Source organism: Streptomyces himalayensis subsp. himalayensis (assembly GCF_013778455.1).
Lineage (GTDB): Bacteria > Actinomycetota > Actinomycetes > Streptomycetales > Streptomycetaceae > Streptomyces > Streptomyces himalayensis.
The window spans coordinates 101,040-123,325 of record NZ_JACEHE010000009.1 but is presented as its reverse complement, the minus strand read 5'-3'; the positions used below and the strand labels follow the sequence as shown (position 1 = coordinate 123,325).

16 protein-coding genes are annotated in these 22,286 nt (G+C 70.3%); 13 read left to right on the top strand and 3 right to left on the bottom strand.

The window, feature by feature from the left end:
- Positions 1-105: 105 nt before the first annotated feature.
- Positions 106-2,178, bottom strand: a complete 2,073-nt coding sequence (locus tag H1D24_RS16950) for a beta-galactosidase (protein ID WP_181658409.1) — start codon at positions 2,176-2,178, stop codon at positions 106-108.
- A 310-nt stretch (positions 2,179-2,488) separates the two neighbouring features.
- Here H1D24_RS16950 and H1D24_RS16945 point away from each other — a divergent pair, with 310 nt between their 5' ends.
- From H1D24_RS16945 to H1D24_RS16925, 5 genes are all read left to right on the top strand, one after another.
- Complete coding sequence (locus H1D24_RS16945) at positions 2,489-3,817, top strand: ABC transporter substrate-binding protein (protein ID WP_181658408.1); 1,329 nt, start codon at positions 2,489-2,491, stop codon at positions 3,815-3,817.
- Positions 3,814-4,737 (top strand): carbohydrate ABC transporter permease, encoded by a 924-nt coding sequence (locus tag H1D24_RS16940; RefSeq protein WP_181658407.1) that lies wholly within the window; start codon positions 3,814-3,816, stop codon positions 4,735-4,737. The genes H1D24_RS16945 and H1D24_RS16940 overlap by 4 nt, the downstream gene beginning before the upstream one ends.
- On the top strand, positions 4,734-5,639 hold the full coding sequence (locus H1D24_RS16935; RefSeq protein WP_181658406.1) for a carbohydrate ABC transporter permease: 906 nt from the start codon (positions 4,734-4,736) through the stop codon (positions 5,637-5,639). Before H1D24_RS16940 ends, H1D24_RS16935 begins: the two co-directional genes overlap by 4 nt.
- Positions 5,636-6,670, top strand: a complete 1,035-nt coding sequence (locus H1D24_RS16930; protein ID WP_181658405.1) for a LacI family DNA-binding transcriptional regulator — start codon at positions 5,636-5,638, stop codon at positions 6,668-6,670. The genes H1D24_RS16935 and H1D24_RS16930 overlap by 4 nt, the downstream gene beginning before the upstream one ends.
- Before the next feature lie 581 nt (positions 6,671-7,251).
- Positions 7,252-9,615 (top strand): SpoIIE family protein phosphatase, encoded by a 2,364-nt coding sequence (locus H1D24_RS16925; protein ID WP_309484350.1) that lies wholly within the window; start codon positions 7,252-7,254, stop codon positions 9,613-9,615.
- A gap of 19 nt (positions 9,616-9,634) precedes the next feature.
- On the opposite strand, the gene H1D24_RS16920 is transcribed toward H1D24_RS16925, so the two are convergent.
- A complete protein-coding gene (locus H1D24_RS16920) occupies positions 9,635-10,735 on the bottom strand; it encodes a baeRF3 domain-containing protein (RefSeq protein ID WP_181658403.1) in 1,101 nt (366 codons plus the stop codon).
- A gap of 315 nt (positions 10,736-11,050) precedes the next feature.
- On the opposite strand from H1D24_RS16920, the gene H1D24_RS16915 reads away from it, so the two are divergent.
- From H1D24_RS16915 to H1D24_RS16895, 5 genes are all read left to right on the top strand, one after another.
- Complete coding sequence (locus H1D24_RS16915; protein WP_374064252.1) at positions 11,051-15,127, top strand: bifunctional nitrate reductase/sulfite reductase flavoprotein subunit alpha; 4,077 nt, start codon at positions 11,051-11,053, stop codon at positions 15,125-15,127.
- Between the two features lie 94 nt (positions 15,128-15,221).
- Positions 15,222-15,608, top strand: a complete 387-nt coding sequence (locus H1D24_RS16910; RefSeq protein ID WP_181658401.1) for a TOBE domain-containing protein — start codon at positions 15,222-15,224, stop codon at positions 15,606-15,608.
- 63 nt (positions 15,609-15,671) lie between these two features.
- Positions 15,672-16,487 carry a molybdate ABC transporter substrate-binding protein gene (modA, locus tag H1D24_RS16905; RefSeq protein WP_181658544.1) on the top strand — a complete coding sequence of 272 codons (816 nt, stop codon included), beginning with the start codon at positions 15,672-15,674 and terminating at the stop codon, positions 16,485-16,487.
- Between the two features lie 101 nt (positions 16,488-16,588).
- Positions 16,589-17,488 (top strand): ABC transporter permease, encoded by a 900-nt coding sequence (locus H1D24_RS16900; RefSeq protein WP_181658543.1) that lies wholly within the window; start codon positions 16,589-16,591, stop codon positions 17,486-17,488.
- Positions 17,489-17,628: 140 nt separating this feature from the next.
- A complete protein-coding gene (locus tag H1D24_RS16895) occupies positions 17,629-18,723 on the top strand; it encodes an ABC transporter ATP-binding protein (RefSeq protein WP_258564132.1) in 1,095 nt (364 codons plus the stop codon).
- 199 nt (positions 18,724-18,922) lie between these two features.
- Here the strand turns inward: H1D24_RS16895 and H1D24_RS16890 are convergent, their stop codons facing one another.
- Complete coding sequence (locus H1D24_RS16890; RefSeq protein ID WP_258564131.1) at positions 18,923-19,567, bottom strand: DNA alkylation repair protein; 645 nt, start codon at positions 19,565-19,567, stop codon at positions 18,923-18,925.
- 416 nt (positions 19,568-19,983) lie between these two features.
- Here H1D24_RS16890 and H1D24_RS44055 point away from each other — a divergent pair, with 416 nt between their 5' ends.
- The 3 genes from H1D24_RS44055 to H1D24_RS16880 all read left to right on the top strand — a co-directional run bounded on the left by H1D24_RS44055 (position 19,984) and on the right by H1D24_RS16880 (position 22,248).
- A complete protein-coding gene (locus tag H1D24_RS44055) occupies positions 19,984-20,079 on the top strand; it encodes a putative leader peptide (protein ID WP_374064249.1) in 96 nt (31 codons plus the stop codon).
- A 403-nt stretch (positions 20,080-20,482) separates the two neighbouring features.
- On the top strand, positions 20,483-21,691 hold the full coding sequence (locus tag H1D24_RS16885; RefSeq protein WP_181658542.1) for an acyl-CoA dehydrogenase family protein: 1,209 nt from the start codon (positions 20,483-20,485) through the stop codon (positions 21,689-21,691).
- Between the two features lie 98 nt (positions 21,692-21,789).
- A complete protein-coding gene (locus H1D24_RS16880; RefSeq protein WP_181658398.1) occupies positions 21,790-22,248 on the top strand; it encodes an RrF2 family transcriptional regulator in 459 nt (152 codons plus the stop codon).
- Positions 22,249-22,286 lie beyond the last annotated feature (38 nt).

The following is a 22,286-nucleotide window of genomic DNA, read 5'->3' as shown; positions in this document are numbered from 1 at the left end:
GCCGGCGATCAAAGGGGGCGCCTGCTGAGGCCTCCGAGCCTCTGCGGTCAGCCCTTGTGGCGTGCGCCTGCACAGTGAGCCGTCCAGGCGCACGCCCCCGTACGGTCAGTCGTCGAGGCGGACGACCCGTACGGCGCCCGCGGCCACTGCGAGACGGCCCGCGGCGCGCTCGCCCGTCAGCAGCTCGGTGCCGTGTGCCTCCAGCGGCACCTTGGCGTCCGCAGCCGTGTGGTTCATCACGAAGAGGTAGCGGCCGGACTCGCCGGAGCGGGTCACCACCTCGACGTCGCGGGGGAGGTCGGCGCGCGGCGCGATCCGGGCGTCCTCGCAGGCCCAGCCCAGGAGTACGTCGAGGTCGCGGGGCGCGAGACGCGTGGAGACGTACCAGGCCGTGCCCTTGCCGAGGTGGTTGCGGGTGACGGCCGGGCCTCCGGCGGCGAGCCCGTCGGCGTACGTCCACACGGTGTCGGCACCGATCGGTCTGACGAACTCCGTCCAGACGTCACCGGAGAGCTCGGAACCGTCGGACGCAGTGATGCGCACCCGCTCGCCCTGGAGCAGTGGCGAGAACTCCTCCACCGTCAGGCCGAGCACGTCCCGCAGCGCGCCCGGGTACGGGCCCTCGTGGACGGCGTCGTGCTCGTCGACGATGCCGGAGAAGTACGACACGACGAGGGTGCCGCCGTTCTCCACGTACGCGCGGAGGTTCCGGCCCGCGGCCTCGGTGGCCAGGTAGAGCGCCGGGACGACGACAAGGGGATACGCCGACAAGTCGCTTTCGGGGTTGGCGAAGTCGACCGTCAGGTGCCGGTCGTACAGCGCCTCGTAGAACGCGTCGGCGCGCTCGCGTGCGTCGTGGTCCTCGCTGGGCCGCCACTCCAGAGACTGCGCCCACCAGGACTGCCAGTCCCACAGCATCGCGACATCCGCGACCGTGCGCGTACCGCGCAGTGAGCCCAACGCATCGACGTCCGCGCCCAGCTGGACCACCTCTCGCCACACCCGCGAGTCGGTGCCCGCGTGCGGCAGCATCGCCGAGTGGAACTTCTCGGCGCCGCGCCGGGACTGCCGCCACTGGAAGAACATCGCTCCGTCGGAGCCGCGCGCGACATGGGTGAGGGAGTTGCGGGCCATCTGGCCGGGTGACTTGGCGGGGTTGCGCGACTGCCAATTGACGCCGGACGTGGAGTGCTCCAGGAGCAGCCAGGGCGCGCCGCCGCCCACGGAGCGGGTGATGTCGGCGGCCATCGCGAGGTTGACGTGCGTGCGGCGGCCGTCGGTGATCAGGTAGTGGTCGTTGGTGACGATGTCGACCTCGCGGCCCCAGGCCCAGTAGTCGACCGAGTCGCACTGGCTGAGCGCCGTCATGAAGTTCGTCGTCACCGGGATGCCGGGGGAGAGGCGGTGCAGGATGTCGCGTTCCCGCACGAAGTTCTCGCGCATGGTGGCGTCGGCGAAGCGGCGGTAGTCGAGCTGCTGGGCGGGGTTGGCGGCGGTGGGGGTCAGCCGGGGCGGGTCGATCTGGTCGAAGGCCGCGTAGTGCTGGCCCCAGAAGGCCGTGCCCCAGGCCTCGTTGACCGCCTCGACCGAACCGTACGTGGTGTCCAGCCAGCGGCGGAAGTGCTCCGCGCAACTGTCGCAGTAGCAGGCCGATACGGGAACGCCGTACTCGTTGTGGATGTGCCACAGGGCGACGGCCGGGTGGGATCCGTAGCGGTCGGCCAACCGTGTGGTGATGGCCGCCGCCGCCTCGCGGTAGGCGGGGTTGCTGTGGCAGATCGCGCCGCGCGACCCGAACGCCAGGCGGACGCCCTCGCGGGTCACCGGCAGCGCCTCCGGGTGGGCCCGGTAGAACCAGGCGGGCGGGCAGACGGTGGGGGTGCCGAGGTCGGCGCGGATCCCGTTCTCGTGCAGGAGGTCCAGGAGCCGGTCGAGCCAGCCGAAGTCGTAGATCCCGGGTTCGGGTTCGAGCAGGGCCCAGGAGAAGATGCCGACGCTCACCATGGTGACGCCGGCCTCACGCATCAGAGCGACGTCCTCGTGCCAGACGCTTTCCGGCCACTGCTCGGGGTTGTAGTCCCCGCCGAACGCGAGCCGGGTGAGGCCCTTGGGTGCGGCCCCCGCGGCCGCAGGGGGAGCCAACTTCGCGGCCTGCGCCGCCTCCGCGCCGTCCGGCATGAATGTCTCCTGAAAGGTCGATCAAATGGGAACGTGCACACACGGCGGTGGCGACGTGATGCAAACATAACCGCACGGCAACAACCATTGACAAGTGTCCTGGATGTTTCTCTACTGTGAACGCTCACAGAAGCACCGCGAGTGAGCCGAAGGGGCGCGCCGGTGTCGAGGGCGTGAGCGCGCGGAGGCCCGGAGGGCTGAGCACGGTCGCGCCCTCGACACCGGCTGAAGCGCCCCGGAGGCGAGCCGCGTATGAAACAGGGGCAGGTCTCCGCAGCAGGCGGAGACCCTGGTCAGGGGAGAAACATCCATGCCGTTCACGTCGCGCCGTCGGCTCCGTCAAGCAGCCGCCACCGCCGTCGCCGTCGCTCTCGGCGCGTCCTCGCTCGCCGCCTGCGGCTCGTCCGACGACAACGAGGAGGCCTCGTCGGGGCCGGTCTCGCTGACGTACTGGACCTGGGCGCCGGGAATGGACAAGGTCGCGGACATCTGGAACAAGGGTCCGGGCAAGAAGGCGCAGATCAAGGTCACGGTCAAGAAGCAGGCGTCCGGTGACACGCTCGTCACCAAGATCCTCACCGCGGCCAAGGCGCACAAGGCACCTGACCTGGTCCAGGCCGAGTACCAGGCGCTGGCGACTCTCGTCAGCAATGACGCACTCGCGGACATATCCGGCGAGGTGGGGGGCGTCGAGAAGGAGTTCGCCGCCGGTATCTGGCAGCAGACCACGCTCGGCACGGACGCCCTCTACGCGATTCCGCAGGACTCCGCGCCCATGGCGTTCTACTACCGCGAGGACCTCTTCAAGAAGTACGGCCTCGAGGTCCCGAAGACCTGGGACGAGTTCGCCGAGACCGCTCAGAAGCTGAAGAAGAAGGCCCCGGACAAGGACCTGACCACGTTCTCCGCCAACGACTCCGGCCTCTTCGCCGGACTCGCCCAGCAGGCCGGCGCCAAGTGGTGGACCGTCGATGGCGACAAGTGGAAGGTCGGCATCGACGACGCGGCGACGCAGAAGGTCGCCGACTTCTGGGGCGGCCTCGTCAAGGACGACGTCATCGACAACCAGCCGATGTACACCCCGGCCTGGAACAAGGCGCTCAACACCGGCAAGCAGATCGCCTGGGTGAGCGCGGTCTGGGCGCCCGGCACCCTCACCACCGCGGCCCCCGACACCAAGGGCAAGTGGGCCATGGCGCCGCTCCCGCAGTGGAACGCCGGCGACTCGGCGACCGGCAGCTGGGGCGGATCCTCCACCGCAGTCACCAACGACAGCAAGAACAAGGCCGCCGCCGCAAAGTTCGCCAGCTGGCTCAACACCGACCCCGAGGCGCTGGCCGCGCTGGTGAAGGAGAGCGGTATCTACCCGGCCGCCACCGCCGCCCAGACCGGTGACGCACTGGCCAAGGCCCCCGACTTCTTCTCCAACCAGCCCGACTTCTACACGGCCGCCGCCGAGATCGCCAAGACCACCGCGCCCGCCGCATGGGGTCCCAACGTGAACGTCGCCTACACCTCCTTCAAGGACGCCTTCGGCAAGGCCGCCAAGAACCAGTCCGGCTTCGGTGCCGCCCTGACGACCATGCAGGACGCCACCGTCGCGGACCTCGAGAAGCAGGGCTTCGAGGTCGCTGAGTGACCAGCGCACGCCGGAAGACGTACGGGGTGAAGGGCGCCCCGTACCTCTTCCTCCTCCCGGCAACCGTGCTCTTCGCCCTGTTCTTCGCACTGCCCATCGGGTACGCGGTGTGGCTCAGCCTGCACAAGGTCGAGGTCAAGGGCCTCGGCCTGGGCAAGGGCGCCCGCGAGGAGACCTGGGCGGGCCTCGGCAACTACACCGACGCGCTCACCGATCCCGAACTCCTCGACGGTGCCCTGCACGTCCTCGGCTACGGCGTCATCGTCGTCCCGGTGATGCTGGGCCTCGCCCTCCTCTTCGCGCTGATGCTGGACACCGAGCGCGTACGGCTCGCGCCCTTCACCCGGCTCGCGATCTTCCTGCCGTACGCCATCCCCGGCGTCATCGCCGCACTGCTGTGGGGATTCCTCTACCTCCCGGACGTCAGCCCCTTCTACTTCGTGCTCGACAAGCTGGGGATGCCGCAGCCGGACCTGCTGGACGGCGGGCCGCTCTATATCGCCCTGTCGAACATCGCGGTCTGGGGCGGAACCGGCTTCAACATGATCGTCATCTACACCTCGCTGCGGGCCATCCCGGCCGAGGTGTACGAGGCGGCGAAGCTGGACGGCTGCTCGCAGCTGCAGGTCGCGCTCCGCATCAAGATCCCGATGGTGGCGCCCTCGCTGGTGCTCACCTTCTTCTTCTCGATCATCGCGACGCTGCAGGTGTTCAGCGAGCCGACCACCCTGAAACCGCTCACCAACTCCATCTCCACCACCTGGAGTCCGCTCATGAAGGTGTACCAGGACGCCTTCGGCAAGGCAGACACATACTCGGCGGCCGCCACCGCCGTGATCATCGCCGTTGCCACGCTCGTCCTGTCCTTCGGCTTCCTGCGCGCCGCGAACTCCCGCAACAGGCAGGAGGAAGCACGATGAGCTCTGTCGCGAGCACCAAGGCCATACCGGCCGCCGGCACGACGCCCGGAACCGTCCAGGGGCCGCCGCAGCGCCGCCGTATCGCCCTGGTCCCGACCTTCGCGCTTCTCCTGGGAGCGCTCTACTGCCTACTGCCCGTCGCCTGGGTGGTGGTCGCCTCCACCAAGTCGGGACGTGAGCTGTTCTCCACCTTCACGTTCCTGCCGGGCACCGGGTTCGCCGACAACCTCAAGGACCTGTCGGCGTACCGCGACGGCGTGTACTGGAAGTGGATGGGCAACTCCGCGCTGTATGCGGGCCTCGGCGCCCTGCTGTCCACGGCCGTCTCGGCCGTCAGCGGCTACGCGCTCGCCATCTACCGCTTCCGCGGCCGTGAGAGCGTCTTCAACATCCTGCTCGCCGGGGTGCTGATGCCTCCGGTGATCCTGGCCGTGCCGCAGTACCTGCTGCTGGCCAAGGTGGATCTCACCGACTCCTACGCGTCGGTCCTGCTGCCGCTGATCCTCTCCCCGTACGGGGTGTACCTCGCGCGGATCTACGCCGCCGCGGCCGTGCCCACCGATGTGGTGGAAGCCGGTCGGATGGACAACGCGAGCGAGTGGCGGATCTTCACCCGGATCGCGCTACCGATGATGATCCCCGGACTGGTGACGGTCTTCCTGTTCCAGTTCGTGGCGATCTGGAACAACTTCATGCTGCCGTACATCATGCTCAGCGACGACGAGAAGTTCCCGATCACCCTCGGGCTGTTCACGCTGCTCGAACAGGGCGCCAACACACCGGCGCTGTACACCCTCGTCATCACCGGCGCCCTGCTGGCGGTCGTCCCGCTCATCGCACTGTTCCTGGTCATCCAGCGGTTCTGGAGCCTCGACCTGCTGTCCGGGGCCGTAAAGTCATGACCATGAGTCACCAGACGGGGGGCAGGCGCAAGCCGCCGACGATCCATGACGTGGCCCGCGAGGCGGGAGTCTCGCGGGGCACGGTCTCCCGTGTCCTCAACGGCGGCCACTACGTCAGCCCCGCCGCGCAGGAGGCGGTCAACGCCGCGATCCGCAAGACCGGGTACGTCGTCAACCGGCACGCCCGGTCGCTGATCACGGGCCGTTCGGACTCCGTGGGCTTCCTGCTCACGGAGCCGCAGGAGAAGTTCTTCGAGGACCCCAACTTCAACGTGCTGCTGCGAGGATGCACACAGGCGCTGGCCGCGCACGACATCCCACTGCTGCTGATGATCGCGGGCACGGAGGACGAGCGGCGGCGGATAAGCCGGTACATCACCGCGGGCCATGTCGACGGGGTACTGCTGGTCTCCAGCCACTCGGGCGATCCGGTCGCCGAGCAGCTGCGCGAGGCAGGGGTGCCGCTGGTGGCCTGCGGCAAGCCCATCGGGCAGGGCTCCAAGGTGAGTTATGTCGCCGCTGACGACCGGGACGGCGCCCGTGACATGGTCAGCCATCTGCTGTCTCTGGGCCGCCGCCGTATCGGCATGATCACGGGCCCGCTCGACACCCCGGGCGGCGTCGAACGCCTCGCGGGCTACCGCGAGGTACTGGCCGATGCGGGCGTCGAGGCCGACGAACGCCTCATCGTCCCCGGCGACTACAGCAGGGCCGGCGGCGAGGCCGGAGCGGCCGAACTCCTTTCCCGCATACCGGACTTGGATGCACTGTTCGTCGCCTCCGACCTGATGGCCCAGGGTGCGCTGACCGCACTGCAGCGGGCCGGTCGCCGCGTGCCGGAGGACGTCGCGGTCGGCGGCTTCGACGACTCGCCCGCGGCGACCGCGGGCAGCCCGGCCCTCACCACGATCCGCCAGCCGTGGGACCGCATCAGCTCCGAGATGGTGCGAGTCCTGCTCGCCCAGATCGGCGGCGAGGACCCGTCCGCGGTGATACTCCCGACGGAGCTGGTCAAGCGGGAGTCGGCCTGACGGCGAAGGGGTGAGGGCCGCCGCGAGGGGCCGTGGCCTGGAGCTCACACTTTCCACTCCCCGTGTGGGGAGACGGGGATGCGACCGGGCGACAGCCCGGCGCGTTCTCCTGGGCGAGCGGGGTGGCGCTGATCGGCAGGGGCACCGCCCCGCTCAGCCCGAGGCGCCGCCCGTATCCGAAGGCACCGGCATTCCGCTGACCTGATCGGTGACTCCCCCGTCGTTCGCCCGGCCTTGCTGCCATCTCCGTCGTTCACCCGGCCTTGCTGCCATCTCCGGCGATCACCCGCGCCGCCCGCTGGCCTGGCAAAGGGTGTCGGAACGGGAAAAGGGGTGCCGGCGCAGGAAAGCGGAGAGGCGGGCGGGCACCGCCCGTGCGTGCCCTCGGATGCCGTCGGCAGGGCCGCCGAGCGGCCGATCCGGCGGTGGCGAGGCAGCATGGTTAGTGCCGAGTGTTGGTGTTGGTGGCGCGTTGTTGGTGCCTGGACCGGAGCACATCGAGGAAAGATCGGCGATACGAGATGGGCCCTCGTATGACAGGGCGGAACAATGTGGGGGAGCGGACGGCCGGTCCTGAACCTGTGTCCGTCGCCGTCGACGAGCTGGGGAACGTCACGGCCTGGAGCGCCGGGGCCGAGCGGCTGCTGGGTCATGCACCGGCGGACGTCGTGGGGCGGCCGCTGGCGGGGCTGATCGACGCGGAGGAGCGCGAGGCGGCCATGGCCGGGTTTCCGGCGGCAGGGCAGGTGACCGAGTGGAGCGAGTCGGTCACCTTGGTGCACCGCGATGGCCGCCGCCTGGGTGTGTGCCTGCGAGGGGTGCCGCTGCTGGACGGCGAGGGCCGGACGCAGTGGTTCCTGACCTTGCGGCAACCGACGCAGGAGGCCACCCCGGAGGATGTGCGTGAGCTTCTGGAATGGGTCTTCTACCAGTCCCCGATCGCCATGACCCTCCACGACGGCGAACGGCGGATGATCCGGGCGAACACGGAGATGACACGGATCCTGGGCCGCTCGGAGGAGCAGATGCGCGGCCGGACGGCTTCGGAGATCGCACCGGCCGCCAGGTCGGCCGGGCGCCTCGACCGGGCCATCGACCTCGCGTTTCGAACGGGTGAGCCGTCCATGGAGGAGATCCTGGACCGTGTGCCGCCGGAGACCCAGGTGCGCGCGTGGACCACGGTCATCTCGCCCCTGAAGGACTCGGCCGGGCAGGTGCGCGCGGTGTGCACGGCTCTGCTCGATGTCACCGAGCAGTACCGGGCCAGGCGTCGGCTCATGGTGCTCAACGAGGCCAGCACCCGTATCGGCGGAATGCTGGACGTGCACCGCACGGCCGAGGAGACGGTGCAGCTGGTGGTTCCGATGCTCGCCGACTTCGCGACGGTCGACCTGCTGGAACAGGAACTGGAACCCCCTGGCACGGAACCACCGCCCGACGGTGGGGTCACGCTGATCCGCATGGCACAGGAGTCGGTCCTGGAGGGCCACCCCGAATCGGTGGTCGCGTCGGGAGAGGCCCACGAGTACCCCGCCATCTCACCGCTGGCCCGCTGCCTGGTCACCGGCCGCGCCACGCGCCACTACGTCGGTGATCCCGAGATGCGTGCCTGGCTCCACGCAAGCCCTCGACGCGAGGCCAGCGTCCGCCAGTACGGGGTCCACTCTGTGATGAGCGTGCCGCTGCGGGCGCGGGGCACCACGCTCGGGCTCCTGCTGTTCATGCGCCACGAGCAGCCGCTGCCCTTCGACGACGACGACCTGTTCCTCGCCGAGGAGGTCGCCGCGCGGGCCGCCGTCTGTATCGACAACGCCCGTCGGTACACCCGGGAGCGCAGTACGGCCGTCACGCTGCAGCGCAGTCTGCTGCCCGGCCATCTGCCGCCCCAGGCGGCCGTCGAGGTCGCCTCCCGTTATCTGCCCGCAGGGCCCCAGATCGGCGTCGGCGGAGACTGGTTCGACGTCATCCCGCTGTCGGGCACCCGGGTCGCCCTCGTCGTCGGCGACGTGGTCGGCCACGGCATCCACGCCTCCGCGACGATGGGCCTGTTGCGCACCGCCGTACGCACGCTCGCCGACGTCGACCTGCCGCCCGACGAACTCCTCACCCATCTGGACGACGTGGTCAGCCGTCTCAACGCCGAACAGGAGCCGAACGGTGCCCGCGGCGACATCGGCGCCACATGCCTGTACGCGGTCTACGACCCGGTCTCCCGCCGCTGCACCCTCGCTCGCGCGGGCCACCCCGAACCCGCCCTGGTCACCCCGGACGGAACCGCCCGTTACATCCGTATGCCCGCGGGCCCGCCCCTCGGCCTCGGCGGCATGCCCTTCGAGGCCACGGAGATCGAACTGCCCGAGGGCAGTCTGCTCGCGCTCTACACCGACGGCCTCATCGAATCACGGGAGGCCGACCTCGGTGTCCGCCTGAGCGAACTGCTGCACGCACTCGCGGAACCGGCTCCCTCCCTCGAGGCCACCTGCGATACGGCGCTCAAGGCCCTGCTGTCCGACCGCCCCTCCGACGACGTGGCCCTGCTCACCGTCCGCACCCGCGCCCTGACCGCGGACCAGGTCGCCACCTGGACACTCCCGTCCGAGCCCGCCGTGGTCTCCGAGGCGCGCTCGCTGGTCGCGAGCCAGCTGGCGCGGTGGGGTGTGGGCGAGGCGTCGGCGTATGTCACCGAGCTCGTGGTCAGCGAACTCGTCACCAATGCCATCCGCTACGGCAGCTCGCCCATCCAGCTGCGCCTGATCCACGACCAGACGTTGATCTGCGAGGTGTCCGACGCCAACAGCGCCGCTCCGCATCTGCGCCGTGCCCGCGTCTTCGACGAGGGCGGGCGCGGGCTGCTGCTTGTCGCGCAGCTCACCCAGGCGTGGGGTACACGCCAGACCAGCGTCGGCAAGACGATCTGGGCCGAGCAGAGCCTCGCCGACTTCTGACGCCCGCGTCGAAGAGGGGTCAGTACCGCAGGGCGCCCGCGATGTGAGCGGTTTCGTCGAGAGTGCCGTCCGGGACGAAGCGGACCTCAGCGCCGGTTTCCAGGGCCTGTTCGACGATCTCGTCGATGATGTCGTCGCGGGCGTCCAGGTCGGTGCTCTCGGCCGGGACCAGGTGGTCGCCGTCGTCCCGGACCGTGAGGCGGTAGTTCTCCTCGACGGCGAGCAGACGGAGCCGGCCGGCGTTCGCCCCCTGCCACACCTCGTCGACGCCGGCGGCGAACTCCTTCCGGCCGCGGGCCTTCTCCAGGTCCCGCAGTACGGCAGCGACGTTCTTCTCCTCCTCGGCGGCGATGACAGGCTGGATCGCCTGCCACACGGCTTCGGGGCTGGCGTGGGCGAGCCCTCCGTGCGGGACGGGCGTGCCGTTCTTGGCTGCCGTGCCGGCCTCGCGGAGCAGGGAAAGGGCCGCTGTCTCGCCCGTGATGTACAGCGGTCGCGGATCGGCCTCGAGGACGCGGCCGAGTGCGTTGTCGGCGTCCCGCAGGAACAGGCGCGACGCCTCGTCACGGAACGTGCTGGGCACATCGCCGATCTGCTGCTGGCCCCGCGGCTCGGCGTCCGGATCCTGGAGGCTCCGGGTCAGCGGGAAGCCGGCCCTGCGCTCCTCGACGACGTGGTCCGGGCCGCCGTTCCACAGGGTGACGCGGTCGGCCGAGACGGCCAGCAGCCAGAACGTGCGCTCGGAGGCCTGCGCGGCGACGAGGTTGCGGGTCAGAAACGTGTCGGAGAGCACGACACGCTCGGGCACGGAGCGGCTCAGGTACCAGACCTCGTGCTCTCCGGGCGCGGCGAAGATGACGAGGCCGTCCTCGGCGTGCACCAGATCGATGTCGGCCGTGGCCCTCTCGAGCTGCTGTACGACGTCGTTCCGCCGCTCCCGGGTGACGGCGGGATCGGCCTCCAGCTGCCTCTTCGTCTCGGCCAGCAGGTTGCGCAGACGGACCGGATCCTGGGCGTTGTCCGGCTCCCGGCGGTGTGTCGGCATCAGCAGGGACACCGCCGGATACGGTCGCGGCTGGCGCAGTCGCGCAAGGGCGGAGGGGCTGAGAGCGGGCTGCATGACGCTCCTTCCGGATTCAGAACGACTGGCCAATATGCACCATATGCCTGATTCGGCGATCAGGCCTGCGGTGCGCTGGTCACCGCAGGTCGGCGTGCGGCCGCATGCCGCCAGGACGGGCCTGGCGGCTCCTCTCACACGCCCACGCCACCCGCTGTGCAGAGCGCGTAACCGCTCATGATCCACTCGTGTCACATCAGCGTAACGGGCATTTCGTACGGTCGACGCGTACAAACCGCACGAGAGGGGCCGCCCGTGACCGAGACCACCGACCAGGTGCGAACGGTCTGCTCGTACTGCGGTGTGGGCTGCGGCATGGTCCTCGACATCGGCATGGGCCCGGACGGGCGGCGGAAGGTCCTCAAGGCGTACGGCGACAAGGCCCACCCCGCGAACTTCGGGCGGCTCTGCACCAAGGGCGCCACCACGGCCGACATGCTCACCGCCCCCGGGCGCCTTGGCAACGCGCTCGTGCGGGCCCGGCGCGACGAGGAGCCCGTGCCCACCCCCGTGGGCACGGCGATCAGCGAGACGGCACGGCGGCTGAGGGCGATCATCGACCAGAACGGGCCGGACGCGGTCGCCTTCTACGTCTCCGGGCAGATGAGCCTGGAGGCCCAGTACCTGGCGAACAAGCTGGCCAAGGGCTTCGTCCGCACCAACCAGATCGAGTCGAACTCGCGCCTGTGCATGGCCAGCGCAGGCACCGGCTACAAGCTCTCGCTGGGCGCGGACGGCCCGCCCGGCTCGTACCAGGACTTCGAACGAGCCGACGTCTTCTTCGTCATCGGTTCCAACATGGCCGACTGCCACCCCATCCTGTTCCTCCGGATGATGGACCGGGTCAAGGCGGGCGCCAAGCTGATCGTCGTCGACCCGCGACGCACCGCGACCGCTGAGAAAGCCGACCTGTTTCTGCAGATCAAGCCGGGGACCGACCTGGCGCTGCTCAATGGCCTGCTGCACCTGCTGTACGAGAACGGGCACATGGACGAGGCGTTCATCGCCGAGCACACCGAGGGCTGGGAGGCGATGCCGGAGCTCCTCGCCGACTACCCTCCCGCCGCCGTCGCCGAGATCACCGGAATCCCCGAGCAGGACATCCGCCGGGCGGCCCAGCTCATCGGCGAGGCCGGTGAGTGGATGAGCTGCTGGACCATGGGCCTCAACCAGTCGACGCACGGCACATGGAACACCAACGCCCTGGTCAACCTGCACCTCGCCACGGGTGCGATCTGCCGTTCCGGCAGCGGGCCGTTCTCGCTGACCGGCCAGCCCAACGCCATGGGCGGCCGCGAGATGGGCTACATGGGCCCCGGCCTCCCCGGCCAGCGGTCGGTGCTGGTGGACGACGAGCGCGCCTTCGTCGAGGACCTGTGGGAGCTGCCCGCGGGCACGATCAGGAACGACGGCGTCGGCAAGGGCACCGTCGAGATGTTCCAGCAGATGGCGGACGGCCGCATCAAGGCGTGCTGGATCATCTGCACCAACCCCGTCGCCTCCGTCGCCAACCGCAGGACCGTCATCGAGGGCCTGGAGGCCGCCGAGTTCGTCGTCACCCAGGACGTCTTCGCCGACACCGAGACGAACGCGTACGCCGACGTCGTCCTGCCCGGCGCCCTGTGGACCGAGTCCGAGGGCGTCCTGATCAACAGCGAGCGCAACCTCACCCTCGCCCAGCCCGCGGCGGACGCGCCCGGCGATGCGCTCGCGGACTGGCGGATCATCGCCGCCGTCGCCCGCGAGATGGGATACGAGAAGGGGTTCTCGTACGACAGCGCTGAGCAGATATTCGAGGAGATCAAGCGCGCGTGGAACCCCAAGACCGGCTACGACCTGCGCGGTGTGACGTACGAGCGGCTTCGGGAGACGTCCGTGCAGTGGCCGGCCCCCGACGAGGACGGGCCGGACCGCAACCCCATCCGGTACGTGAACGGTGACGACGGGCCGACCTTTCCCACGGCGAGCGGGCGGGCCGTGTTCCACGCCAGGCCGCACATCCCCGCCGCCGAAATGCCGGACGACGACTATCCGTACGTCCTGAACACCGGACGGCTCCAGCACCAGTGGCACACCCTCACCAAGACCGGGAAGGTGGCGAAGCTCAACAAGCTCAACCCAGGGCCGTTCGTGGAGCTGCACCCGGGGGATGCCGAGACGCTCGGCATCGCGGAGGGCGACTCGGTGGAGGTCGCCTCGCGGCGCGGCCGGGCCGTGCTGCCCGCGGTGGTGACCGACCGGGTGACGCCGGGGTGCTGTTTCGCTCCCTTCCACTGGAACGATCTCTTCGGGGAGTATCTGAGCGTCAACGCAGTGACCAGCGACGCCGTCGACCCGCTCTCCTTCCAGCCAGAGCTGAAGGTGTGCGCGGTGTCGCTCACGAAGGTGGCCTCGGCGCCGGCGCCTGCCGCTGCGGAGCCGGTCACGGCCGGCGGCACCGTCGCACCCACTGCGGTCACCCCGGCGGTCGTCATACCCACCGCCGTCACCCCCGGTTCGACGGCCGCAGCCTTCGGCCTGGAGCCCGGTCCACCGCCCGTGCTGACCGCGCAGGAGCGCCAGTACCTGGTCGGCTTCCTCGCCGGGATCGATTCCGGCAGCCCCGGTGTGCCCGTGCTCCCGCCCGGGGCGCCCTTCAGCCCCGAGCACGCGCTGTGGGTGAACGGCGTACTGGCCGGGATGTACTCCCGGACCACCACCCCGTCGACCACCGCCGAGCCGCACACTCCCGTACGGGAAGTCGTCGTCCTGTGGGCCTCGCAGACCGGCAACGCCGAGGACTTCGCGGCGGCCACCGCCGAGCGGCTCGCCGCGACCGGCCACAAGGCGACCCTGGCCGGCATGGACGACACCGACCTGCGCGCCCTCCCGCCCGGCGCCGACGTCCTGCTGATCACCAGCACCTTCGGCGACGGCGACGCCCCCGACAACGGCACCGGCTTCTGGGACGCCCTGGCCGAGCCCGACACCCCGCGCCTGGACGGGCTGCGGTACGCGGTGCTCGCGTTCGGCGACTCCTCGTACGACGACTTCTGCGGCCACGGCCGCCGCCTCGACCAGCGCCTGGACGAGCTGGGCGCGGTGCGGCTCGCCCCACGCACCGACTGCGAACCCGACTACGAGCCCTCTGCCGAGGCCTGGCTCGACCAGGTCCTGACCGCCCTCACCGGAGCACCGGCCACTCCCGACCCCTCCTCGACCCCTGGCCCCTCCGCCACGGGCCCCGGCTCGGCGCCCGCCCTCCCTCCGCCCTCCGCACCCAGCTCCAGGAAGCCCGCCCCCGTCACCGCCCATCTCACCGGCAACCGCCTGCTCAGCCTTCCCGGCGCGGGCAAGGAGGTCCGGCGCTTCACCTTCGACACCCGCGACAGCGAGGCCCCGCTGATCTACGCGGCCGGCGACGCACTCGGCGTACGACCGGTCAACCACCCCGACCTGGTGACCGAGTGGCTCGCCGTCACCGGCCTCGACTCCACCGCCGCCGTGCAGGTGAGCGGCGTCGGGGAGGTCCCGCTCGGCGAGGCCCTGCACCAGCACCTGGACATCACCAGGATCACCCCCGACCTGCTGCGCTTCGTCAGCGAACGCACCCATGACCCGCGCGACCTGAAGCGGCTGCTCCGCCCGGACAACAAGGACGGTCTGGCACAGTGGTGCTGGGGCCGCCAGGCCGTCGACGTCGTCGCCGAGTACGCCGTCCGCGCCTCCGCCGAGGAGTGGGCCGGGGTCTTCAAACGGCTACAGCCGCGCCTGTACTCCATATCGTCCAGCCCGCTCGTCGACCCCCACCTCGTCTCGCTGACGGTCTCCGTCGTCCGCTACGAGAATCTGAACGGCCGCCCCCGGCAGGGCGTCTGCTCACCGTTCCTCGCGGATGCGGAGCCCGGTACGCCCGTGCCCGTCTTCGTCCAGCGCTCTGCGCACTTCCGGCCGCCCGTCGACCCCGCGACACCGATGGTGATGGTCGGCCCCGGCACGGGTGTCGCCCCCTTCATCGGGTTCCTCGACGAGCGCCGCGCCCTCGGCCACCGCGCCCCCAACTGGCTCTTCTTCGGCGAGCAGCACCGCGCCACCGACTTCTACTACGAGGACGAACTCACCGCCCTGGTCGACGACGGCACCCTCACCCGCCTCGACACGGCCTTCTCGCGCGATCAGCGCGCCAAGGTCTACGTACAGGACCGGATGCGCGAACACGGCCCCCAGCTGTGGTCCTGGCTCCAGGACGGCGCCCACTTCTACGTCTGCGGCGACGCCTCCCGCATGGCCAAGGACGTCGACCGGGCGCTGCGGGACATCGCCGTCGCTCATGGTGGCCTGGACGAGGACGGTGCCGCGGCGTACCTCAAGCAGCTCGCCGCAGACAAGCGCTACGTCCGGGACGTGTACTGACCCCCGCAGATGCCAGCCCAGGCGCAGAGAGGGCTTAGCTCCTGCCACGCCACTCAGGGCCTCCCGCTTGCATCTGCGGCAGTATGATCCTCGCATGCACAGCTACCGGATCGGAGATGCGGCTGCCCTGATGGGCGTCAGCGCCGACACCCTCAGGCGCTGGGTCGACAGCGGCAGGCTGCCGGCCGAGCGCGACGAGCAGGATCGCCGCATCATCCGCGGAGCGGACCTGGCCGCCTTCGCCCGGGAGCTGCACCGCATGGAGCGGGAGAACACCGGCTCCTCGGCGCGCAACCGCTTCTCGGGCATCGTCACCGAGGTGATCCTCGGGGACGTGTCGGCGCAGGTGGAGATCCAGGCCGGGCCGTTCCGGGTGGTGTCCATGATCAGCCGCGAGTCGGCTGAGGAGCTCCGGCTGGAGCCCGGTGTCCCGGCGGTGGCTGTGATCAAGTCGACCAACGTGGTCGTAGAGCGGCCGTAGAGAGCCTGGGGGAGCAGACCTGTGAAGAACCCTTCCGTACGCCGCACCTGCCGTACTCGCCGTATCCGCCAGGCCCTTCGGAATCGGCGCACGCTGCAACTGGGAGCAGGAGGCGCCGCCGTGCTGCTGGCACTCAGCGCCTGCTCCTCCGCCTCCACTTCCTCCACTGGCTCTTCCGGCTCGTCGTCCGCGCCGGCGAAGCTGTCCGGCACGGTGACCGTTTTCGCGGCCGCCTCGCTGAAGGAGAGCTTCACAACCCTCGGCAAGACCTTCGAGAAGGCCCATCCGGGCACCACGGTCACGTTCAACTTCGGCGGCAGCGACACCCTGGCGGCCTCGATCACCTCGGGCGCCCCGGCCGACGTCTTCGCCGCCGCGAGCGACAAGACGATGACGACCGTGACCGACGCCGGCGACGCCTCGGGCACGCCCGCGACCTTCGTACGCAACCAGCTGGAGATCGCCACCCTCCCCGGCAACCCGCAGAAGATCACCTCGCTGAAGGACCTCACCGACTCGCGCCTGAAGGTCGCGCTGTGCGACAAGCAGGTGCCGTGCGGTGCCGCCGCGCAGAAGGCCCTCGACGCCGCCGGCCTGAAGCTCACACCCGTCAGCTACGAGCAGGACGTCAAGAGCGCCCTGACGAAGCTCGAGCTGAAGGAGGTCGACGCGGCCGTCGTGTACAGGACGGATGTGCAGGCGGCGGGCGACAAGGTCGAGGGCGTGGACTTCCCGGAGTCCGCCGACGCCGTCAACAGCTACCCGATCGTCCTTCTCAAGGATGCCCCCAATGCCGCCGCCGCCAAGGAGTTCATCGCACTGGTGAGGTCCGAGCAAGGGCAGCGGGTCCTCAACGCCGCGGGATTCCTCAAGCCATGACCGGCCCGGACGAGCCCGGCACCATGCCCGGCACGGAAAAGCCCGGCACCATGCCCAGCCCAGACGGGCCCGGCACTGTGCCAGGCCGCGACCAGCGAAGCATGGGTCCCGGCCGCGGCACTGCGGCCGATGCCGGTGGGGCCGTAGCCGTGGCCGACACTCTCACGGGTGGCCCGCGGCGCTCGTACGGCCGGCCGAGGCGCCGGGTCGCGTCCGGCGCCGGCGGCCGTACCCCGTTGCCGCTCCTCCTGCCCGCACTGTTCGGCCTCGCCTTCCTCCTCCTGCCCCTGATCGCCCTGCTCCTGCGCACCCCTTGGAGCAGCCTGCCCGAGCAACTCGCCGGTCCGGGCGTCTGGCAGGCCCTGCGGCTCTCACTGATCACAGCCACGGCCGCCACCGCCGTGAGCATCGTGCTGGGTGTACCGCTGGCTTGGCTGCTGGCCCGCACCGAGTTCCCGGGCCGCGGCCTCATACGGGCCCTGGTGACTCTCCCGCTCGTACTGCCCCCAGTGGTGGGCGGCGTGGCGCTGCTGCTCGCACTGGGCCGCAACGGCGTCGTCGGCCGGTGGCTGGAGGCATGGTTCGGCGTGACCCTGCCGTTCACGACGGCGGGAGTCGTGGTGGCGGAGGCGTTCGTGGCGATGCCGTTCCTCGTGATCAGCGTGGAGGGCACGCTACGCGGCGCCGACCCACGCTACGAGGAGGCCGCGGCGACGCTCGGCGCCTCCCGGTTCACCGCGTTCCGCCGGGTCACCCTGCCCCTGATCGCGCCGGGGATCGCGGCCGGCGCCGTACTCGCCTGGGCCCGCGCACTGGGCGAGTTCGGCGCCACCATCACCTTCGCGGGCAACTTCCCCGGCCGTACGCAGACCATGCCGCTCGCCGTCTACCTCGCCCTGCAGAACGACCCGGCCGCCGCGATCACACTGAGCCTGGTCCTGCTCGCCGTGTCCATCGCGGTCCTCGCCGGACTGCGCGACCGATGGATGACCGCATCATGACCATGCGCCCTGATGAAGGCCTGAATGGAGGCCTGAATGGAGGCCTGAAAGGAGGCCTCGATGGAGGCCTCGCCGAAGGCTTGGACAAAAGCCTGGGCGAAGGCCGTGCCGACAGTCTGGGCGAAGGCCGTGCCGACAGTCTGGGCGAAGGCCGTGACGAAAGCCTGGGCGAAGGCCCGGAAGAGAGCCTGGGCGAAGGAGGCCTGGACGCCCGCCTCGTCGTCGACCGCGGCACGTTCCACCTGGACGTCACGCTGGCCGCCGCACCCGGCGAGGTCGTCGCCCTACTCGGACCCAACGGCGCAGGCAAGACCACCGCCCTGCGCGCGCTGGCGGGGCTCACCCCGCTGAACGGGGGCCATCTGCGGCTGGACGGCACGGATCTGGACCGTACGCCTCCCGAAACCCGCCCCGTCGGCGTCGTGTTCCAGGACTACCTGCTCTTCCCGCATCTCACCGCCCTCGACAACGTCGCCTTCGGCCCCCGCTGCCACGGCGTGCCCAAGGCCGAGGCCCGGGCCCAGGCCGCCGCGTGGCTGGACCGTATGGGCCTGGCCGGTCAGGCCACGGCCAAGCCGCGGCGGCTGTCGGGCGGCCAGGCCCAGCGCGTCGCCCTCGCCCGCGCCCTGGCGACCCGTCCGCGCCTGCTCTTGCTCGACGAACCGCTCGCCGCCCTCGACGCCCGCACCCGCCTCGACGTACGAGCCCAACTCCGCCGTCATCTGGCGGACTTCGAGGCAGTCGCCGTGCTGGTCACCCACGACCCGCTCGACGCCATGGTGCTCGCCGACCGTCTCGTCGTGATAGAACACGGACGCGCCGTGCAGGACGGAACCCCGGCGAACATCGCCCGCCACCCGCGCACCGACTACATCGCCCATCTGGTCGGCCTCAACCTCTACAGGGGCCGGGCCGACGGCCACACCGTCCAGCTCGACGGAGGTCCGGTCATCACCACGACCGAAGACCTCACCGGACCGGCCTTCGTCGCCTTCCCGCCCAGCGCCGTCACCCTCCACCGCGACCGCCCCACCGGCTCCAGCGCCCGCAACCTCTGGCAGTGCAGCGTCGCGGGCCTCGAGTCCCACGGCGACCAGATCCGCGCCGACCTCACCGGCGACCTTCCCCTTGCCGCCGACCTCACGACTATCGCCGCCGCCGAACTCGACCTTCATCCCGGCGCCGTCGTCTGGGCCACCGTCAAAGCGACCCAGACGCATGCCTATCCGGCCTGAGGCTGCGACGTAGCCCGTGGTGCAACGGGCGACCACGCAACGGCGGACGGCCCGGTGCCCGTGCGGCAGGTCGGCGCGACAGATACCCGGGCAGGCCCGGCTTGCTCTCCAGCCGTAGGCGACGTGAGGCCCCTCACGGCCGGTCGGTATCGGGTGCCGCCCTGAGGGAGTAGCGGCGCGAGCGTGAGCGCGAACCTTCCTACTTGTCGTGCTGTCGGCGCACCATCTCGCTGATCCAGATGGGCGCGAACGGAGACGTGCAGCCCGGGGAAGTCGGGTAGTCCTTGAGCACCTCCAGGCGCTCACCGATGTCGATTGCACGGGTGCGGTGCTCGGCGTGCTCGATCCCGATCTGAGCCAGGCAGTGGTTCATCGCCCACTGCAGGCGATCCGGGGCGTCTTTCATCTCCGCTTCGATGACGTCGAGCAGTCCTGCGAGGTCGAGGCCCTCGGGCTTCTTCGTCACGCGTTCGGTGGTCAGCGCCCAGCCGGCACTTGCGACCACTGGATCCGGATCGGCGGACCAGGCCCGGCGCAGCTCTTCGGAGTGAGGGTTCTTCTTCACCACGTAGTTCACGAGCCAGTCGTGCACCTTGGGTGTGCGCGCCTCGCGCACCATGACGTCCAACTCGTCACGCTCGAACGCCTTCGGGCGGCAGATCAGGATCGCCAGCAGTCTCGCCGCGGTGTCATCCGTCTCCCAGAGCCGGCACGTGAGTTCCTGCTGCGTCTTGAGCCGCTTCGCGAGCGCGCGCAGTTTGCTGAGGTTCACACCGTGATCGTCACCGTGTTTCTCGTTCACCGCGCGTGTCTTCGGGTCCTCGAGTTCGGCCAGCTCGGCCATCACCTCGGCGACCGTCGTCTCGGTCAGCGCCGTCTCGGCCACCTCAGCCTCCTGTCCATCACGTCCGCGATGCAGCCTACGACGGAAGTCGGCCCCCTGTCGTACACGCTGGTTCGGCGGCGGCCACCGACACGAAATCCCGTGGCCGAGTTTGCGGAGTCGTTCGCCCCGTCGTCCTCATGACCGACCTTCGTCGGAGATTCGCCGCGGCGCCGAGCCGGGGGCGCGGGCGGCCGGGGAGTCGGCCCGCACGGGGAGGTCAGTTCAAGTGCCGCTATACGGGGAGGTCAGTTCAAGTGCCGCTATTTGGTGCAAAAGCCTCCGAGGTGCGCTGCGATCACTCCGGTTCCCCAGTTTTCCTATCGAATTACTAGGGAAACGTTGACGCCGGTCGGCGCGCTGAGCAGGATGGATGCATGCCCCACACGCAGCAGCCGCTCGTTCGCCGCCGGCATGTCGACCTCTGTCGCGTCGCCAGCGCCGTCTGCTGTCGCGTGCGGCGTCGCGGCTGAAGCGTCGCCGCGTGCCGCTCGACTCCCACCTGCCTCCGTCGGGCGTTTGCCCGAGGCGGGCGGGGCCGTTCGACTCCGCCTAGAGAAGACGACTCGCCCGCGTCGCGGTCGTCGCCCGTATCGCCGGCGTGGCGTTCGCGGTGGCGAACGGAGACCGAACGCAAGGCCCAGTCGATGCCAGATCGCCCCGGAAGCAGGTGACTTCGAGCTTCCGACCGCCGCCGTGTTCAACCCCCTGTCGACAGTCTTGGAGGACCTCCGTGGTCACTGTCCCCGCTCCGTCCGGCGTAGCCGCGCCGCCTTCCGGCACCAGGACCGCGCGCTCGCGCCGGGGTTGCGAACTCCGATCCGGCGACAGCTGTACGAGCCGACTCCGCCCGGCCACGGGAGAGCGGGCGTGACTATGCAGGACCCGGCAGTGGAGGATCGGGCAGCGGACGAGGGGTCCGACCGCGCACGGTGGCTGCACATCGCCCGCGAGGCGGCGGACGATCTGGCCATGGACGCGGTCACCCGCGAGCAGGCCGGAAAAACACCGTTCGACGAGGTGGCCAGGCTGCGCGAGGCAGGACTGCTGACGCTGCTGATACCGGCCGAGCACGGCGGAGGAGGCGCGGACTGGCCCACGGCCTACGCCGTCGTCCGCAGCATCGCCACGGCCGACGGGGCGATCGGCCAACTGCTCGGCTGTCACTACTTCCTGTCGTTCAGCGCGCGTTTCTTCGCCGGCCCCGCTCTCTCCGCACGTGTCGAGCGGGAGTCCGCGGCAGGCCAATGGTGCTGGGGAGGCGGCTTCGCCTCGCACGATCCGTATCTGTTCCTCACGGCGACCCCGGGCGGCTATCTGCTGGACGGCCACCAGAGCTGTCCCACCGGAGCCAGGGTCGCCGACCGGCTCGCGGTCCGCGCCGTCCGGTCCGACACCGGCGAGCCCTTGGCCGTCCTCGTCGATCCCGCCCACCCGGGTGTCGTGTGCGGCGACGACGGGGAGACGTTCGGGCAGCGGCTGGCGGCCGGCGGCAGGGTCGAGTTCGACTCCGTGCCGGTCACGGACGACGACGTGTTCGGTTCCCTCTCTCCGGACGAGGGCGTGCTGTCGCCGTTCGCAGGCCTTGCCGCACCGGTCGCACGTCTGATCTCCGTCCAGCTGTGTCTCGGCATCGCCGAGGGCATTCTCGCCGAAGCCCGGGAGTACAGCAGGCCGGTCAACTCATCCGCCCAGCCGTACAGCCCGCCTCAGGACCCCTACGTGCTCACCGCCTACGGGGAGCTCACGGTGGCCGCGCGCGCTGCCTCCGCCCTCGCCGACCAGGCCCTTGACGCCCTGGACCAGGGGCTCGCACGCGGAGAGGACCTCAATGACGACGAGTGCGCCGAGATCGCCGTACTCGCCGCCGCGGCCGAGGCCGCCGCATCCCGGGCGGCCCAGCAGATCACGGCACGGGCCCTGGACGTCATCGGCGCCGAATCCTCCTCCTCGCGCCACGGACTCGACCGGTTCTGGCGCAACGCCCGCACACACACTCTGTACGAGCCCGTCTCGCACAGACTCCGCGAGGTCGGGGACTATTTCCTCAATGGTGCACACCCTCCCTTCCTCCTGCCTTCCTGACTGCATGCGCGCACGCGTACGGGGCCGCCCGATCATCGCCACGGCCACGCGCGCGTGCCCCGCGACCAGCCCACGCACCGGTGTCGGATAATCGCGGCATGCGGATCTCTGCGAGGGCGGACTATGCGGTGCGGGCTGCGTTGGAGCTGGCCGCTGCGGGGGATGACACCTCGGTCAAGGCCGAGGTCATCGCCACGGCGCAGGGCATCCCGCACAAGTTCCTCGAAGGCATCCTGGGCGACATGCGCCGGGGCGGACTCGTGGCCAGCCAGCGCGGCGGGAAGGGCGGCTACCGGCTGGCCCGTCCGGCGGACTCGATCGCCATCGCCGACGTGATCCGGGTCGTGGACGGCCCGCTGGTGTCGGTGCGGGGCGTGCGGCCGCCGGAGCTGTCGTACAGCGGGCCGGCGGAGGCACTGCTGCCGCTGTGGATCGCGGTGCGCGCCAATGTCCGCAAGATCCTGGGCGAGGTCACTCTCGCCGAGGTGGCTGCGGCCAAGCTGCCCGACGAGGTGCTGGGCCTGGCCGAGGACCCGGAGGCTTGGACGAACCCCTAGGTTCCGCACTCCGGTTCCGTTCCCGGGTTCCGCCCTGG

Bases quoted from the DNA above. Each gene is read 5' to 3' on its own strand.
- H1D24_RS16900 (WP_181658543.1), top strand. From the start codon at position 16,589: ATGGGTCCCGGCCGCGGCACTGCGGCCGATGCCGGTGGGGCCGTAGCC.
- H1D24_RS16915 (WP_374064252.1), top strand. From the start codon at position 11,051: ATGGTCCTCGACATCGGCATGGGCCCGGACGGGCGGCGGAAGGTCCTC.
- H1D24_RS16930 (WP_181658405.1), top strand. From the start codon at position 5,636: ATGACCATGAGTCACCAGACGGGGGGCAGGCGCAAGCCGCCGACGATC.
- H1D24_RS16890 (WP_258564131.1), bottom strand. From the start codon at position 19,567: ATGGCCGAGCTGGCCGAACTCGAGGACCCGAAGACACGCGCGGTGAAC.
- H1D24_RS16910 (WP_181658401.1), top strand. From the start codon at position 15,222: ATGCACAGCTACCGGATCGGAGATGCGGCTGCCCTGATGGGCGTCAGC.
- H1D24_RS16885 (WP_181658542.1), top strand. From the start codon at position 20,483: ATGCAGGACCCGGCAGTGGAGGATCGGGCAGCGGACGAGGGGTCCGAC.
- H1D24_RS44055 (WP_374064249.1), top strand. From the start codon at position 19,984: ATGCCCCACACGCAGCAGCCGCTCGTTCGCCGCCGGCATGTCGACCTC.
- H1D24_RS16880 (WP_181658398.1), top strand. From the start codon at position 21,790: ATGCGGATCTCTGCGAGGGCGGACTATGCGGTGCGGGCTGCGTTGGAG.
- H1D24_RS16935 (WP_181658406.1), top strand. From the start codon at position 4,734: ATGAGCTCTGTCGCGAGCACCAAGGCCATACCGGCCGCCGGCACGACG.
- H1D24_RS16950 (WP_181658409.1), bottom strand. From the start codon at position 2,178: ATGCCGGACGGCGCGGAGGCGGCGCAGGCCGCGAAGTTGGCTCCCCCT.
- H1D24_RS16945 (WP_181658408.1), top strand. From the start codon at position 2,489: ATGCCGTTCACGTCGCGCCGTCGGCTCCGTCAAGCAGCCGCCACCGCC.
- H1D24_RS16920 (WP_181658403.1), bottom strand. From the start codon at position 10,735: ATGCAGCCCGCTCTCAGCCCCTCCGCCCTTGCGCGACTGCGCCAGCCG.